General features: G+C 55.4%; 14 protein-coding genes. All 14 read right to left on the bottom strand.

Features of this window, described 5'->3' with window-relative positions; translation table 11 throughout:
- Nucleotides 1-132 precede the first annotated feature (132 nt).
- The gene (locus FLT43_RS01675; protein WP_087443628.1) at nt 133-1,131 is read right to left on the bottom strand and encodes an NAD-dependent epimerase/dehydratase family protein; all 999 of its coding nucleotides are present in this window, start codon (nt 1,129-1,131) and stop codon (nt 133-135) included.
- Entirely contained in the window at nt 1,128-2,336 is a 1,209-nt protein-coding gene (locus FLT43_RS01670; RefSeq protein WP_087443629.1) for an ATP-grasp domain-containing protein, read from the bottom strand. The genes FLT43_RS01675 and FLT43_RS01670 overlap by 4 nt, the downstream gene beginning before the upstream one ends.
- Complete coding sequence (locus FLT43_RS01665) at nt 2,326-3,324, bottom strand: beta-ketoacyl-ACP synthase III (protein WP_087443630.1); 999 nt, start codon at nt 3,322-3,324, stop codon at nt 2,326-2,328. Before FLT43_RS01665 ends, FLT43_RS01670 begins: the two co-directional genes overlap by 11 nt.
- A 228-nt stretch (nt 3,325-3,552) precedes the next feature.
- Nucleotides 3,553-3,825: a hypothetical protein gene (locus FLT43_RS01660; protein ID WP_127510978.1), complete on the bottom strand. Its 273-nt coding sequence runs from the start codon at nt 3,823-3,825 to the stop codon at nt 3,553-3,555.
- Nucleotides 3,826-4,001: 176 nt separating this feature from the next.
- On the bottom strand, nt 4,002-4,601 hold the full coding sequence (locus FLT43_RS01655) for an undecaprenyl-diphosphatase (protein ID WP_087443632.1): 600 nt from the start codon (nt 4,599-4,601) through the stop codon (nt 4,002-4,004).
- 40 nt (nt 4,602-4,641) lie between these two features.
- On the bottom strand, nt 4,642-5,376 hold the full coding sequence (locus tag FLT43_RS01650; protein WP_087443633.1) for an ABC transporter permease: 735 nt from the start codon (nt 5,374-5,376) through the stop codon (nt 4,642-4,644).
- On the bottom strand, nt 5,369-6,289 hold the full coding sequence (locus tag FLT43_RS01645; protein ID WP_087443634.1) for an ABC transporter ATP-binding protein: 921 nt from the start codon (nt 6,287-6,289) through the stop codon (nt 5,369-5,371). The genes FLT43_RS01650 and FLT43_RS01645 overlap by 8 nt, the downstream gene beginning before the upstream one ends.
- Nucleotides 6,290-6,387: 98 nt before the next feature.
- Nucleotides 6,388-7,404, bottom strand: a complete 1,017-nt coding sequence (locus tag FLT43_RS01640; protein WP_087443635.1) for a sensor histidine kinase — start codon at nt 7,402-7,404, stop codon at nt 6,388-6,390.
- A complete protein-coding gene (locus FLT43_RS01635) occupies nt 7,394-8,116 on the bottom strand; it encodes a response regulator transcription factor (protein WP_087443636.1) in 723 nt (240 codons plus the stop codon). Before FLT43_RS01635 ends, FLT43_RS01640 begins: the two co-directional genes overlap by 11 nt.
- A 355-nt stretch (nt 8,117-8,471) precedes the next feature.
- The gene (locus tag FLT43_RS01630; protein WP_087443637.1) at nt 8,472-9,338 is read right to left on the bottom strand and encodes an SDR family oxidoreductase; all 867 of its coding nucleotides are present in this window, start codon (nt 9,336-9,338) and stop codon (nt 8,472-8,474) included.
- Nucleotides 9,335-9,820: a hypothetical protein gene (locus FLT43_RS01625; protein ID WP_087443945.1), complete on the bottom strand. Its 486-nt coding sequence runs from the start codon at nt 9,818-9,820 to the stop codon at nt 9,335-9,337. Before FLT43_RS01625 ends, FLT43_RS01630 begins: the two co-directional genes overlap by 4 nt.
- 133 nt (nt 9,821-9,953) lie before the next feature.
- A complete protein-coding gene (locus tag FLT43_RS01620) occupies nt 9,954-10,496 on the bottom strand; it encodes a MarR family winged helix-turn-helix transcriptional regulator (RefSeq protein ID WP_087443946.1) in 543 nt (180 codons plus the stop codon).
- 880 nt (nt 10,497-11,376) lie between these two features.
- The gene (locus FLT43_RS01615; RefSeq protein ID WP_087443639.1) at nt 11,377-13,014 is read right to left on the bottom strand and encodes a 2-hydroxyglutaryl-CoA dehydratase; all 1,638 of its coding nucleotides are present in this window, start codon (nt 13,012-13,014) and stop codon (nt 11,377-11,379) included.
- A 32-nt stretch (nt 13,015-13,046) separates the two neighbouring features.
- Complete coding sequence (locus FLT43_RS01610; RefSeq protein ID WP_087443640.1) at nt 13,047-16,520, bottom strand: BadF/BadG/BcrA/BcrD ATPase family protein; 3,474 nt, start codon at nt 16,518-16,520, stop codon at nt 13,047-13,049.
- Between the last annotated feature and the right edge of the window lie 128 nt (nt 16,521-16,648).

Here is a 16,648-nt window from a genome sequence, read left to right as displayed (position 1 = left end):
TCTAGCCAATCAATCCAATCAATCCTATCAATCCTATCTATCCTCATATTCCATCTATTCAATCTATCCTATCTTTTCCTGTCCTATTATCCTGACTATTCTGAAAAGTTGCTGTTCAGCAGCTCCGTATGCTTAACGGGACGCATTCTCCTTCTTCCACCATGCCGCAAAGCGCGCGAACCCTTCCTGCAAGCTGACTTGCGGATCGTATCCGAGCTGCTGTCTCGCCTTGCGGATATCCAGCGTCTGGCTGCGGCTGACGACGCCGACTGAATAGCGCGTGAGCGGAGGCTCCCCGCTCAGCTTGAACAGCCGGTACATCGCCTCCATTCCCGCGGCCACGCCGAAGGCCGTCCGATACGGCACGCGGCGATACCGCGGCCTCTCCCCCATCTCCGCGAACAAGCGGTTCACCGCGTCGACGAACCGGATCGGCTCGCCGTTGCTGATGTTGTACACTTGACCGCAGGCGGATTCCGGCGCTCTCGCGCAGCAGACCAGCGCCTCCGCGACATTGTCCACATAGGTCAAGTCCAACAGCGCCCGGCCGCCGTCAATGAGCGGAATGCCGCGCTCCCGGTTGGCCCTCATCAAGCGCGGGAACAGCGCCCGGTCACCGGGGCCGAACAGCGCGCGCGGGCGCAGGATGATCGCGGACAGTCCGCTGTTCATCGCCTCGCGCACCCGCTCTTCCGCCATATATTTGGTGCGGGCATAATCATTGACGAAGCGGGCGGGCAGCTCGCTATCCTCAGCGACGTCAATGCGGTCGGTATAATCGAAGTAGACGCTCGGCGTCGAGACGAATATGAACCGCTGCGCCCCGTGACGCCGCGCGGCTTCAAGCAGATGCTCGGTGGCCGTAACGTTGTCCGCATAGAAGTCGGCATACCTCCCCCATACGGTGGACAGCCCCGCACAGTGGAACACCGCCTGCTGCCGTTCCCCTGCGCGCAGTACGGCATCCTTGTCGCGCAGATCCAACGGAAGGAACCGGATGCCGGAGGACGTCAGCAGCGCGCCCCGCCCCCGGTCGCGGCCGACGGCGGTGACATCCCAGCCGATCTGCTCCAGCCGCCGGGCCAGGCACATGCCGAGAAATCCTGTTGCCCCTGTTACCAATGCCTTCATGTCATATCACCATTCCATTCCAGATCGATTGTGCTTGCTTCCATCAGCGGCACGCCATGCTCCCGTCCAAGGCACAGCAAGGCGAACATCGCCGGGACTTGCCCCAGGACGGGCCAAGGATCGCGAGCCCGGAACAGCACGTCCCGGCTCCGGCACAGGGCCTGGAGAGCTTCCTTGCGCTCCGTCCACGTCAGCCTCCGGCGCAGCAGACATGCGGCCATCGCGAAGCCGATCATCGCTTGGCGTCCGCCCGCGGGAGCGATCAGCGCCTGTTCGCGCTCCGGCTCCCTATGCCGCAGCACGGCTTCCGCGATCCTGTCCTCCGGAGCGAACAGATGAATTCCGCTCGTCGCCCGCGGATTGCATTCGATCGGGAGCAGCGCCCCGTCGGGCGCCTCAATGAAATCGAACGCAATCTGCCCCGTCAGCCGTTCGGCCTCTGCGAAGCGGCGAACCCAGATGAGCGCGCCCGGGTGGTCGAGCGCCGCGAACTGAACGGCCGCTCCGAGCCCGACCCGGTAGCGGGCCTCATAAGCGGCATGCGCCACCACGCGTCCGTGGCGCACGATGCTGTAGGTGCAGATCGGCGCTCCTTCGATATATTGCTGGAGCACCCACGGATTCCCGGGCGACAGATTCGCAGGCGCTTGAATATGGCCGCGGCCCGGACGGGGGCTCCCGATCTGCACCTGGGAAGCGAACCGGGAATAGACCGGCTTCAGCACGACCCGTTCCCGGTCAGTCCAAGCGGACAGCGCTTCCTTCAAGTCGGCCGGCGTCCCGATCAGACGCGAATCCGGAACGTGGAAGCCGTGAGAGGCTGCGGTCCGGATAAAGTCCAGCTTATGATGAAGCCGCAGCAAAGCCGGCAGACGGTCCGCGAACAATGCGGCGCCGGCTTCCTCCAGCCGTTCGCGATAGCGGGCCAAATAAAAAATCTCCTCGCATGTCGGAACGACCAGCCCAACGCGATGCTTCGCAACCGCTTCCGCGACCGCATCGGCAAAGGCCTCCGCGCCGAACCTCGGCGCCGGCACGGTGAATGCGCCGGCTGCCGCGCGCGAGTAGCGGCTGACATAAGCGGGCAGGCTGTCGCAGACATAGACCCGGCAATCCGCCGCATGAAGCAGGCGGGCCCACTCCAGCGCCGCCGGCGCCCTCGCTCCAGTGATGAGAACGGCGGCTGGTTCCGCTTCAGTAGTCAATAATCATACCTCCGAGCGTCAGGCCCGCCGACGTCCCGAGCAGCAGGATGCGGTCCCCGCGCCGAATGCGTCCTTGCGTCACCGCTTCATGCAGGCCCATCGGAATCGAAGCCGCGATCGTATTGCCGTGATTCGGCGTAATGTACAGAAGCTGCTCCTCGGCGATTCCGAGCTTCCTGCGCAACAGCCTCATCGCCATCGCGCTGCCTTGATGCGGGATGACAAGCCGGAAGTCAGCCATGCGCGCTCCGGCGGTCCCCAGAAGCTCCTTCGTGAACTCCGGCAGCAGCTTCGAAGCCATCCGATAAATGGCCTGGCCGTCCATCCGGAACAAAAAATCTTCCCGATTTCCCTCATTGTAGGCCGCCGCATGCAGCCTTGAGCCGCCGCCGCGAATTTCCGACAGCTCGGCGCCGTCCGCATAAGTCGAGATCGCCGCATGCGCGATTCGCGACGATTCCGTCTCCTCCGCCTTGGCGGCAATCACCGCGGCAGCCCCGTCACCGAACAGGGCGGCGCTCTGTTTGTCCTGCCAATTCAGACCGGCGGAAGCGATTTCCGACGAGACGATCAGCACCCGGCGGTAGCGGGAAGCTTCGATCATATAAGATATGACATCAAGAGCGACCAGGAAGCTCAGACAAGTCGAATTCATATCAAAAGCCGGGATGCCGGCCCATTCCGGTCCCAGCTCTTTTTGCAGCAGGGCCGCATTGCACGGAATCGGCTGTTCCTGCGTGCCGCTCGCGCATACAATGCAATCAATGTCGGCTGGACGAAGCCCGGCCTGGCGCATCGCTTCCCGGGCAGCCTGCGCCCCCATATAAGAAGCCGTTTCATCCTCAATGAAATGACGAACCAGTACGTCGGATTTTTTCTGCACCCAGCCGTCCGGCACGCCAAGAAGCCGATCCATATCGGCGGATGTCAGTTTTCGTTTGGGCAAATATTTGCCGCTAGCTAGCAGTTTCACTTGTCGGCTGCGCACTACATGTCCTCCCCCATGATGAAAAAATGCTCATTATATGTCATTTTATCACAGAGTTCCGGACTGTAGATGAGAAAAATAACCTCCTGCCTGCGGCTCATCCCACTTATATTCTCCTGTATCGCGGACAGCGGCAGGCTCAGAGAATCAAAAAGCCAGCTCGGCTTCCGCTTGTTTGCGGGAAGGCAGCTGACTTTTCTACTTGCTCACACCCATTCATTACATCCCTTACGCAAATAACTTCATTAAAGGAATGACATGTTTAATCATTCCCATGCACAATTGAATGCCCTGCAGCAATTTCCCCCCATCGAACGCGCTTGCCGCACGATTTTCGGGACCCGCCTCTGCGGCTCCTTTCTCTGGACCGTTATTTCGTGCACCCAAAAACATATCGAGAAGGCCTGAGGTTTGTACCGGTTTCCCTTTTCTGCTCTTCTGCTTATGAACTGCTTTTTTCGTCGTCACTGCGCCATGCAGCGTGATTTTGCTTTTATCCACCGCCGTGATCTCCCCGATATAATACCTGCCATCTCTCGTAACGACAAGCACCGGCTGATTATGCCACTTCTGATGAAGCGGTAACGCCATCATCATCACCTCTATGTTCAATATCATTAAAGCATATTCATAGCGGGACAACGATGCGTGTATGTTTGCAATAGAGCGTGAACAAATTATAAGCTGTCGGATTTGTTATTCATCGGCAGGATGCGCCGCTCCGCTCGTTCATACAGATCCAGCGAGCGCTTGACGAACCCGAGCTTCGGAACGAGCCAGTACATGACCAGTGCGGACACCATGCCCAGAAGCGCCCCCGCGGCGATATCCACAGGATAATGAACCCCGACCCAGATCCGGGAGACGGCTACGCAGCATGCGAGCGCCAGCCAGAGCCATCCTTCCTTCTTGCGAACGAGCCAGAAGGAGACACAGACCGAGAAGAAGAGAATCGTATGATCGCTCGGAAAAGAGTTATCAATAGCATGGTCGATCAGCTTATTCACCTCGGGCAGCTCCGCGAACGGCTGATGATGCGAGTAGAGCTTGCCGGCCGCTTTTCCCATGATTTCCGCTAAAATAAACGCAAGTCCGGCCTGGATGACCATCATTCGGTTCCGGCCGCTGCGGGTGAACCAATAGACAAGCATGGCCAAGGCGAGCACATACACCATATATTCCGCCACGAAGACGGCGGCCGGATTGAGGGCAGCGAATTGCTTGCCTAGATCATTAATGGCGCGAAAGATATCGATATTCCATTGAGACATGATGATATTCCTCCTCTGTTTCTAATTCATGAGACGACGTTTGTCGTTAATGAATATCCGTTTTGTTGAAGTACACGATCGTGGCCGCCAGCCCGATGACCGCGGCAGCAATAATCACCGCATAGGAATAGAGCGGAGGATAAGCAGGGACGAAGCCGTTCTCCGCGATTACATGCACAGCCGACCACGGAAAGATCGCCTTATATTCCCGGTTGGCCAGCGCCACGTTCCCCATCGTAATCACGGCCGTAAAAATAATGGTCGGCACATAGTTTTTGAACAAAAAAGAGACAAACATCGTCGGGGTCGACAAAAGAAACAGCAGACTTCCCCCGATGAAAAACTCCTTCAGCGATTGCAGAACGGCGCCGGCAGTCAAGCCTTCATACTGCGCGAGCAATCCGAAGATGAATGTCAGTCCCCACGACGTAAAGGTCAGGATCATCATCCACAAGAACAGCAGCACCAGCTTGCTGGCGATGAGACCGGTTCTGGACACCGGGATGGTCAACAGATTTTTCACAGTGTCTTCCGCATATTCACGGTTGAACAGATAGGCGGTGATGACGCCGTACAGCAGCGTCCCGATAAGCAGGGTCGTATACAGATTGGTCTGCGACCATGCCTCGCTGAATAAGACGGGCATGCCGGGTTTTTTGGCCATGTAATCCAGATAGCCGATACAGACCATGGCCGGGGCCGCGCCCGCTCCAATCAGGCTGACCACGAACATTTTGGCCCGCTTCAGCTTCAGAAGCTCGGTGTACACCAAATTAACCAATCGTCCCGCCCCCTATCAATTGGATGAAATAATCTTCCAATCCATCTTCGCTCAATGCAATTCTCGTGACTTCGATCTGATGATCAACCAGCATCTTATTGATCTGCCCCTGTTGACCGATATGCGAGTACACCCGGATGATCCCCCCGTCATGCACCTCGTAATCGGACATGGCGAAATGCTGTTCCAGCAGCATAGCCGCCCGATTATCATTCGAGACCTGGAACTCCAGATATTTTCGGTTCCGCCGCCGAAGCTCGGCGAAGGAGATCTCCTCGAGCAGCTTCCCTTGATGAATAATTCCGATATGATCCGCCAATTGCTCGACTTCGGATAAAATATGGCTCGAGATCAGAATCGTAATGTTTCGTTCTTCGGCTAGTGACTTAATGAGCTTCCGGATCTCCTTGATGCCGATCGGATCCAGGCCGTTGGTTGGCTCATCGAGTATGAGCAGCTCCGGATGATGAAGGATGGCGCGGGCAATGCCCAGCCGCTGCTTCATTCCCAAGGAATATTTGCCGACCAGCTTGGCACGCTCATGCTGCAGCCCGACGATCTCGAGCGCTTCTGCGATGGCATTCTTTTTATGAACCCCCATAAGCTTGGCATTGATGAGCAGGTTTTCCCGGGCGGTCAAGTTTTCATAGAAGCCTGAAGATTCGACGATAGAGCCTACCCTTCTCAATATCTCCTTCTGCTTGGCGTACAGATGTTCTCCGAACATTTCGATGTCTCCGTGCGTCGGCTTGATTAACCCGAGCAGCATGCGAATGGTCGTCGTTTTGCCTGCGCCATTCTGGCCGAGAAAGCCGTAAATCTGTCCTTGCTTCACCGTCATGTTCAAGTTGTCCACCGCGATTTGATCGCCATAGGCCTTCGTTAACTGGGTCGTTGTAATAATTGCGGTCATTGCTGCACCTCCTGCTGCGGCGCGATATCTTCATCGGCCTATAGCTCTATGATACACAGGCGGTTTTAAATGTCTCTTAATCCGTTCTTAATTAACTCTTAACTGTGCTTCGGGAGGGAGAAGGTGAATGCGGTTCTTTGTCCCGGCTCGCTTTCCGCCCTTATTTTCCCGCTGTTTTTCTCGGCCAGCGCCTTGGCGATGGCAAGCCCCAGGCCGCTTCCCCCGTACATCGGATTGCGCGACCGCTCAGTCCGGTACATCCGTTCGAACACGTTGACCAATTCATCTTCCGGGATGCCCTGCCCCCTATCCCATATGGTCAGATGATACGATTCGCCCTCTTCCGTCAGCTCGATGCCCAATGCTTGTCCCTCGCGTCCGTGCTGGACCGCATTTTTCATTATATTATTTAGGATCCGCTCCAGGCTGAGCCGATCTGCCGTAACCATGCATGTTTCCTCCGGAATGGATGCGGTCAGCTTCATGTCCGCCTGCTTCAGCTCAGGCAAAAACGCAATGGCCGCCTCGCGCGCCATTTCGGCCAAATCCAGCGTCTCCGGCCGCAGCGGAACTTCATCGGCATCCAGCTTGGCCAGATGGAATATTTCATCGATCAATTGCTTCAAGGCCGTTGCTTTCCTCGAAATGATGCCGATATATTCTTGCTTTTCTTCGCGCGAGGCCGCAATTTCATCTTTCAGGGCATCCACATATCCGATAATCGAGGTCAGCGGTGTTCGTATATCATGGGAAATATTAGACAAAAGACTCTTTCTCGCCGCCTCGGATTTGATTGTCTGGACCCGGATTTTATCCAATTGCTCAATCAGCTCATTGATCGCGAATATGACTTCATTGATGAGCGGATCGTCATTCGCCAGCAGGCGGGTGTTCACATTTCCGCTGTTTGCCCGCTTCAGCGCCGCGGTCATGCCCGTCAGCTTCGCCCGGAATCGGAGACGCATGAGCAGCAGAATGACCGTGATCACCGCAACCGCAATAAATAAAGCCCCGCGCAGGAAGACTTGGGACTGGTTCGTTGCCTCTATCGCAATAAGGCCCGTCATAAGCAATAATTGCGCGCCGAGAAGAAGGAGCGTTTTGTCACGCTTCATCTTTTTCACCTGCGAACTTGTACCCGATTCCCCACACGGTCTGGATCCATTTCGGATCGGACGGGTCGGCTTCGATCTTTTTTCTGAGCTTGCGGATGTGAACCATCACCGTATTATCATCTTCCACATAAGCGCTGCCCCACACCTGGCGAAAGATTTGCGTCTTCGTAAATACTTGCTCCGGATGGGAGGCCAAAAACTTCAACAGCTCAAATTCTTTGGCCGTCAGCGCAATCTCTTCCCCTTCTATCGCCGCGGAATATTTTTTCAAATCGATGGTCAAGCCTTTATACCGGATGAGCGGCTCCTCCTGGTCCGCGCTGCCATGGACCTCGCTGCCCAGCACCAAAAACCGTCTCAAATGGGCTTTGATTCTCGCAACCAATTCATTGATGCTGAACGGCTTCGTCATATAATCATCCGCGCCGATGCCAAGCCCCAAAATTTTGTCTATCTCCTGGTCCTTAGCCGACAGCATCAGGATCGGAATATTCGTCATATTGCGCAATCTCCTGCACACTTCAATGCCGTCGATTTTCGGCATCATCAGATCCAACAGAATGAAGTTATATTTACGGCTCTCGCACAGGCGAAGGGCTTCCTCTCCATCGGCCGCCGTATCGACCTGATACCTTTCTCGTTCCAGATACTTTTTCACCAAGTCTCGTATTTCTTGTTCGTCATCGGCTATAAGCACGCGAATCCCTTCCATCTTCTCACCGTCTCCACAACGTAATTTGCGGTCATTGATAACATGGTCTCATCTCGGGACAAGCCCGATCCCGCTGCAGATCATCGCGTATGGCCGCTTGTTGATCACATCGTCCATGATCATATTACAGGATTACGGGCTCGTCCGCTATCAATGTGACGGAAATGAAAGGGTTGCTTCTGATATGAAGACAGAACTGAAGAAAATTCTGTCTACAGACAAAGCTGAAGAAAAATTGGATATTACTTGGGGGGATAAGCATCGGAGTACAGAGGGCATATGTCAAAAAAATCAGGGGCCGGTTGCAGCCCCTGACAATTCCATGCAGGTCAATTTCATTTTTCTGGACGAACCCTTACCGGAACCTGTCCGCGTTTTCCTGCAGGAAGGCGTCCATCGTTCGCGGCTCTCTGCCGAGCAACCGCTTCACCGTATCCGTAGGCTTCTCGGGAATCGCCACGGACATGGCCTGAATTTCGACGACATGGCTGGCGAGCCAAGGCGGCATCTGCGCGTGTTCAATCAAGACCGCCCGCTGCTCTTCCGGAGCCATGTTGATGTAGCGGATCGGCCGCTTCAGCACGGCAGACAGTTTGTCCGCAATCTGCGGATAGCTGACTACTTCCGAGCCGGTCAATGAATATATCTGTCCGGCCTTCTCGCGATGAGTCAGTACCTCGGCGGCCACATCGGCGATATCCCGGCAGTCAATGAAGTTGCAGGCCGCATCCCCCATCGAACCGAAGAATGCATGTTGGGCGGCGATCGTTTCTGCCGAGCGGAGTAAGTTTTGCATAAACGCATAAGGGCGCAGCACCGTATGCGCAACTCCGGAATGGCGGAGGACGTTCTCGATCTCATGATGCCATCGCGCCACTTCCACCGGAGCACCTTGATCATAGGCCGGGCTGGATATCTTCACAATGTGCCCGATCCCAGCTTCGGCGGCCGTATGAATGATCGAAGTCTCCCATTCGATCTGTCTCGGGCTATTCGACATGGCAAGAAAGAGCTGGCTGGCTCCCGCAAACGCCCGGCGCAGCGATTCCGGGTCGGAAGCGTCGGCCGCCGCAACCTCGATCGGCGGCATGCCCCATTGGCTTAATCGATGACGCAGCTTCTCAGGCTCTCTGCTCAGCGCCCGGACGGGCGCGCCATGTTCAGCCAGACGTTGTACCAACGCACTTCCAATCGTTCCTGTTGCTCCAATAATCGCTATCATTTTTTACCCTCTCCTTTGTGTGTCGCATGTTGGCGGGCGGCAGGATGCCACCGCCATGTGATCGTCGTGCATGCAATCGCCGCCGACATCGGGAAATCGAACCATAGCCGGCTGAGCCAGGGCAAGGGGCCGCCGGCGTACCACGTGGTCAGCCATGCCGCGAATAGGCCAAGCGCAGCCCCCGCCAAGGCGAACAGCCCCGTCACAGTCAAGCGATGGGTACGGATGATCCATCGTTGATGTCCTCCTCGTCTCTGCAGCCAGTGTCCAATCATCCAGGCTGCGAGGGCGGACGTTCCGCCGATCGAGGTCAATGCCGCGATTTGAAGATCTCTTGCTCCGGTGACCAAGCCTCCAATGCCGGCCATGATGGCAGGAGCAATATAGGCCATGGCCACTTCCCGCCACAGCACGAATGGCTTCGTACCGGTTCCCGCAGCCTTGATGCCATAAGCCTCTTCTGTCTTGCTTGTGTATTCCATCTTGTTCAATGCTTGGTGTCATCCTTTCCTCTGGAATATCGTCGTTTGCCGGAATTATAGTTAGGTTCCTAACTATATGGGAGTGAAAAGGGGCTAGCTGCACTAGCCCGTTTTCCAACTTCCTGACATGTTCCTATGATTCGCTCGGTTCATTCGCAAGCCCCGAGATGCCTTGGGTTACTCGGCCCAGCAGATCGAGAAATACGCTGCGTTCTTCCACCGTAAGCAAGCCGACCATGGCTTCCAGCCATGCAAAATGGTCGGGAGCCATGTCACGAAGCTTCTTCTCCCCTTGCTCCGTCAGCACGACAGATCTCTGCCGGCCATCTCTGGAGCTGGTGCGGCGGGTGACAAGACCATCCCGCTCAAGGGTATCGATGAGGCCGGTCACCGTAGCGCGGGTAACCCCCAGATGCTCCGCCAACTGCGAAGGGAGCTCTTCTCCTTCGTTATCTTCAAGGTCCGCCAGCAGACGGTACCGCCCTGTCGATAAGCCGAAGCGGGAGAAATGAAGCTCTGCGGCTTGTCCAAGCTTGGAGCCGGCCTCCATCAGTCTGGCTGCGACCAGGATGGCCTGGGCGTCGACGTCCAGGTTATAGCGTTCGATCTGGCGCTTGGATTGAATAAGCGATGGAACGGCATCATTGGCATGTGACATGTTTTTGTGATTGGACATGAACATAGTATGGCACCTAATTATATTTTTGTCAACGATAATCTCCGAGATTGGATGTTCCAGCCTAGGCTGATCGATTGCCCGTATGAACTGAGCGCGAGCATTCACAACGGGGCTGTCCCATCTGTAGTTTTTAGCTACACGGAGACAACCCCACTTGCTTCTCACAGCTCGACTTGCCAAAAAAACTGCAAAATTACAGTTTCCCCTTGTGAAGTTTCCTCCGTTAAAGGAATTCCTGCAGAACAGCAGGAATTTCAGCTATGCCAATGGATTGAAAGCAAAAATCAGCGAAATTGATGTACTTTTGCAGGAATGGCATGAGATAGCCGCTGAAATCGCGAAAATTCCTGCACATATCAGGCTGTTGAGAAAGTCCAAGGGATTTTTTGACACTTCATTTTTTATGTGGTGGATCTCGTCTCTCCGTAGAAAAAATCGGTTTAAAACGCTATGGGTGCCGAGTTTTGAGTAGGAAAATGGACAATCTCCACCCCCTTCGTAAAAACAGGGGTTTTCCAACGGCCTGAAAACTGCACGATTTCTCCAGACACGCCTATTCGGTAAGCGAAATCTGCAAAACTGAACGATTTCTACACCTATTCAGTAAGCGAAATCCTGCGCAAATACAGCAATTCGATATGGACGACTTTCCCAGAAAGAGAATCCTGCAAAACAGCAGGAATTTCACCCGTTTCGCTTCGACTTGAAGCAAAAGGGCCTAAAATGATGTATATTTGCAGCAATTCCTCGGGATGTGGACTCATTGAGCCGAAATTCCTGTAAAATAGCAGCAATTCCCTCCACATGTTCAAACCCCAGGAGGCAACGGTCCCGTCCGGCCCCCTTCAGTTTTCATTGACCCATGGGACAGCCCCAATCATGTCTTACATACCCGCTTCGCTCGCCGCAAAGATAACCCGTTGAATATCCGAGGAACCCCATAGACGCCGTTCGCCGCTGTGCAAGCGACGACATGACGGCTTGTCTGCAGCGGACGGGTAAAGCGCGAACGATCGCTTATTTTTTGCAGCTGAGCCGCAGTCATGCTTTTTTTCGACAATGCCTCGTCAAATTCTTGCTGTGCCGCCTGCTTGGCTTTGAACAGCATCATCTGCACCCGGCTGTACACGTTGATTGCCCCGTCCCCCGTCGTCTCGATCGGCAAAAAGATCGCGTCGGGATATTTCTCGGTAATTAACGACTGAACTCCGTCAGATACCCCGGAAGATGGCATGCAGCCGAACGGCTTGACCGAGATCGTCATGTTCACCTTCCGCTTCTTGACGTTCAAGATCAGCTTGCCGACCTCCATATGGCCTTCTCCGCCCCGGAGATGATTGTTGTAGTGCTCATGGGCCACCTGGGCGATCTCCTCCATGTCGGGCAGATGATAGTGATACAGGCCAATCGTCCTCGCATACGCGTGGAACATGACCCGCAGCGCGCGATCGGCGAGCCATAGCATCCGCAGCCGCTTCTGCGGATTTTTCCCTTCCAGGCCATGTCTCCCCGAGTCGGCTTGACGAAGCGTCATCCGCTCCTTCGTATCGAAGCGCCCCGACCAGATCAGGAACAAGATCCACGCCGTCATCGACTGCACTTCGACCTCGGCTCCTTCATTTTCCAGGAAACGCTGCAGCTGATAGTTCCCGTCCCCCTCGGTGGTCATCGCCCAGAACTCCCCGATAATGCTTACTTTCGGCTTGACCTTGGTCCGGTCTACCCGGACGGCCTGCAGTTCCCGGCGGGATTTGAGCAGAGCCGGACGCAGCCGTTGGCGCCCGCTCAGCGCTTCATAGATATACCGCTTGCACCGTTCCAGCGCAGCATCCGTCGCCCCGGCTTCCACTTCATAAGGGCGGATGCGATAAGCGAGCGCATTCAAGATGTCACCCAGAAGCACGGCCTTCAAAAAGCTGAGAAAAAACGCGGTATCCAGCTTCAATGCCGATTCACTGCCGGTCGCCTGCTTCAACCCGTCCGTCTGCTGAAAAATGAGTACCCGAAACCCGTCGAAACCCGCATCGCGCAGCGCCTTCCGGTACTCCGTAACATAGGTGCCGAAGCGGCACGGGCCGCAGGAACCGCTCGTGACGAACAAATAGCTGGAGATGATCTCCTCCTTGGATTTCCCCTCCACATCCCGCAGGTGATGCAAATATTTGATCAGATTGCCGACCGTGAAGTAGGTTGGATTGCACTGTCCGCGATTGCCGAACTCTTTGCCAAAGCGCAGGGACTCATTGTCCGGACAATCCATATGCTTCACCCGATACCCCAGCCCTGTCAGCGCGCCCTCGACCAAATAATCGTGAGCCATCGTCAAGCCCCCGAAGAGAAGGGTTGTCGTCGCTTTGTCCTTGGCCAAGAACTGGCGCGGTACCGGATCGAACCATTGGCTCGCCGTCTGCTGATCCAGGCCCAGCGCCTTTTCCTCCTCCTTCTGAAAGTTCAGCAGCGTCTCCTCGATAGACGTTTGTTCCTTGACTCTTTTCTTACTGCCCGCAACAGACATACTCTAGGTCACTCCCTCGTTATCATTGAATGTTATATAACCTTCTCGGCTTGATCTCCCGGTTTTCTGCCCGTGAGCTCAGCGAGCTTTTGATCCAGCCGCTGCTGCAGCTCCGCCTTTTTGCGGGCCAGATCCTGCAGCCGCTCTTCATGCAGACCGAGGCTATGCGCATACGTCTTCACCCGGATCTTGATCGAGCCGCCCGGTTTATTGGCGTCGATATCATGCAGCGCCGAATACGGCGTCCCGGCCGTCGATATAATCGATTCGATCAGCCCGTAGGTAGGCGCATCATGACCGCATTTGAAGCTGGACAAGTCCAACACCGCCACATTCGGGTGCCGCGCGGCGAACTTCGCCGCCCATACTTTTTGCACACTGTTGGAGCTGAAATTTTCAGGCCATACATCGCTTACTTCGAGCGCATATTCTACTCGGCCGCTCTTCAGATCCTCGCTGAAAAAGCGCTGCAGCCATGCCTCGTCCTTCGGAATGGATCGCATAGACAACACAGGGTAGCCGAGCACCTGGAACTCTTCGAGCACGCCGTGATTCAAGCCGGGGTCGGAATGATAAGGCCGCCCGATCATCAGAATGGCAAGGCGGTTTTCCTGCTCGATCTGCTCCAGAATCTCCCGGCCCTTCGCCTGCATGTCAGCATCGAACCGATCCATCGCCTTCCACCCCTGCTCAGCGGCAAAATCGCTCTCGTCTTCCGTGATCTGCAGCTTCTCGGCGAATGCCTCGAACAGCTGCTTTTTCAGCATGTTCGGTTCGGTGAAGGTAACCGCCGGATCCAGGTAGGTGATTCCTCTCGTCTCGAAAAAATCGACCTCCTTGGTAAAGGCAGCTTTGATCACGTTCGGAGCGCCCGCCACAATCGGGCAGCTCGACGAGTCCATTACATGGTGAAGATGGGTCGGAATATGCGTGATGCACGGGAAAAAGATGTAATCGAGCGGCTTGGACTCATGGTGCTTGAACAGCAGATTATGGACATGAGCCTGCGCCACTTTCGACGGATAGCAAGGATCGATCGAACCATATTTGCCGCCTTCCTGCCACATTTCCTCGCTCGTATTATCACTGAATACAATGTTGCGCTTATCGATGCCGAGCGCCTCGAAGTAGGTCCGCCAGAACGGTGCGGTGGACCAAATGTTCAATACTTTCGGAATCCCGATCCGGATCCGCTGGCGGCGCTCCATCGACTCGGCGGAAGAGCGCGCGAACGGGCGCCGGTTCGGTATTTTGCGCATGCCAAAGCCGAACAAGCGGCGTTTCATCAGGATGTCCTCCACCTCCAGCCCCGCCTCCGGAAGCGGTTCCGCATCGTAGAAATGCTGGAACATGCGCCGCGCTTCATATTCGACGAGATTCGGATAATGCTTTTTCAACGCTTGCCGCTCTTTCGTTAATTTCAAGACCGCTTCCTGATCCTCCACCGTCCCTTTCTCGCAAGAGAACCCGCTAATATAACGGGCCGTCATGCCGTCCGGCGTCTCGGAATCGATAAACGTCCGGCTGCAGTGGTTGGGGCAAAAATTGCAGCGGGTCGATTCATCGTTGCGGCTGACATAACGCAGATCGATAGCGGCATCCAGGCCCAGGAAGCCGGAATACCCCCGCCGCTTCACGACGCGCAGCGTTTCCATGGCGGCTCCGATCGCCCCCGCTTCTCCCGGATGAGGATGAACATATACCTCGGCATCGGGAACCCGCTCCTTGATATAGTCGACCTGGGCCTTGACGGCTGCCAGATTGTATTGGGTTCCGCCCTGCAGCACGAACTTGCGCCCGAGCTCGGACATCCGCGGAATCTGCACGACATACTGCCATACGTTTTTGGGCAGGACGAGAGCGAGTCCGGCGAGCAATTCCTCCTTCGAATACCCTTCCTTCTGAAAATTGACCCGGTCCGCATCGAGGAATACCGCGCAGCCGTATGAAAATTTGGGACTCAAATCGGCATGAAAAGCCGTATTTGCATACTCTTGAACCGGAATGCCGAACTGATCCGCCATCGCTTGCAGGAGCATTCCGTTGCCGGCGGAGCATTGATTGGACAGCTTGAAATTGCGAATGTCCCGGTTTTTGAGGAAGAGAACCTTGATATCCTGACCCCCGATATCGCAGATCACATCGATGTCGCCGAATTGGTGAACGGCGCTCATCATATGCGCGACCGTCTCCACGATATTGACGTCTGCACGCAGCGTTTTTTCCAGCACGTCTGCTGCGTAGCCGGTAGCGCCGAAGCCGATGATCTCCAGCTCGGCCCCCTGCCCCATCAGCGTATCCCGGATCCGCTTCAGCATTTCTTTCGTATCTTCCAGCGGATTGCCTTTGGACAACTGATATTCTTTCAGCAAAATATCTCCTTGTTCATCGACCAGCACGGCTTTCGACGAAGTGGATCCGCCGTCTAATCCGATGACCGCCCTTACCTTCTGTCCCGGTTCGAACGTGGCGGGAGTGAACTTAGGGATGCGGTAGCTCCGGCGGAACTGCTCCAGCTCCGTCTCGCTCGCCACCAGCGGCGGGCCCGCCTTCTCGCCCAGCTTGGCCTTGCGGCCGTGGGCGATGAACTCCTTGAGCATCTCCAATCCCGTGTATAAGCCGGCATCCGCCGGTTCATGCAGCCCGTACAGGACAGCGCCGTAAGCCGCATAATACTGCGAATTCTCCGGCACGAAGATCAAGCTGTCGATGGGCACATCTGCCGGATATTCATAGCCCCGTTCCTTCCAGGTCTGAGGAATTCGCAACCGCCAGCATTCCTGGAGGAAAGGCAAATAGGTGTTCGGCCCGCCCAGCAGCAGGACACGATGCCGCAGCGTGTTGCCCCGCGTAAGCACGGAAAGGTTTTGCATGACGATGGCATCCGCGAGCGAGCACATGATTTCCCCCGATGGAATGCCGCTTTTTACGAGATTCACGATATCCGTCTCGGCAAAGACACCGCATTTGGCAGCGACATGATGCAATTTCGAATCGTCAAAACACAGCCTGCCTACTTCGTCTGCAGGCATCCCTACTTTGATCATGCACTTGTCGATCGTGGCGCCTGTACCTGATGCGCATTTGTCATTCATGGAGGTAAGCGCTTGCTTATTGCCCGTTTCTTTGTTTTCCTTGAAAATGATAATCTTCGCATCCTGTCCCCCGAGCTCGATGACGCTTCCGACATCGGGATGGAGATGCTCCACGGCCATCGTGACCGCATTGACCTCCTGCACGAACTTCGCGCCAATATGAGGAGCGACAGGTCCGCTGCCGGAGCCCGTCGCGAAGACACGGATATTTTCCGGCTTCACATCCGGGAATTCGTTGCCGATGGCCACCAGCAGCTCCAACACTTTTTCTGCCTGCTTCGTATGATGGCGCTGATAATCCGACCATACGATCTGCTTGCTGTCCGGATCCACCACGGTTGCTTTGACCGTCGTTGAACCGACGTCAATTCCAATGATGAGAGAGTCCAGTTCCCGGGCTATGGTTGACATTCCATTACCTCCTTATCCCAGTCCAAGTTTTGCTTAGTGTACACTTCGAGTGTGATATTTATCACACCGAAAATTCGTATGAAAAAGAGAAAAAACCACAAAGGCGGCGTGAGCGGCTGCTCAAGCTG

Source organism: Paenibacillus thiaminolyticus, assembly GCF_007066085.1.
Classification (GTDB): domain Bacteria; phylum Bacillota; class Bacilli; order Paenibacillales; family Paenibacillaceae; genus Paenibacillus_B; species Paenibacillus_B thiaminolyticus.
Note: the sequence above shows the minus strand (reverse complement) of the source record. Positions and strands in the feature narration are given on the sequence as shown.

Coding starts and splice junctions, on each gene's coding strand:
- FLT43_RS01640 (WP_087443635.1), bottom strand. CDS start 7,404: ATGAAGCGTGACAAAACGCTCCTTCTTCTCGGCGCGCAATTATTGCTT.
- FLT43_RS01645 (WP_087443634.1), bottom strand. CDS start 6,289: ATGACCGCAATTATTACAACGACCCAGTTAACGAAGGCCTATGGCGAT.
- FLT43_RS01675 (WP_087443628.1), bottom strand. CDS start 1,131: ATGAAGGCATTGGTAACAGGGGCAACAGGATTTCTCGGCATGTGCCTG.
- FLT43_RS01630 (WP_087443637.1), bottom strand. CDS start 9,338: ATGATAGCGATTATTGGAGCAACAGGAACGATTGGAAGTGCGTTGGTA.
- FLT43_RS01625 (WP_087443945.1), bottom strand. CDS start 9,820: ATGGAATACACAAGCAAGACAGAAGAGGCTTATGGCATCAAGGCTGCG.
- FLT43_RS01620 (WP_087443946.1), bottom strand. CDS start 10,496: ATGTCCAATCACAAAAACATGTCACATGCCAATGATGCCGTTCCATCG.
- FLT43_RS01615 (WP_087443639.1), bottom strand. CDS start 13,014: ATGTCTGTTGCGGGCAGTAAGAAAAGAGTCAAGGAACAAACGTCTATC.
- FLT43_RS01635 (WP_087443636.1), bottom strand. CDS start 8,116: ATGGAAGGGATTCGCGTGCTTATAGCCGATGACGAACAAGAAATACGA.
- FLT43_RS01610 (WP_087443640.1), bottom strand. CDS start 16,520: ATGTCAACCATAGCCCGGGAACTGGACTCTCTCATCATTGGAATTGAC.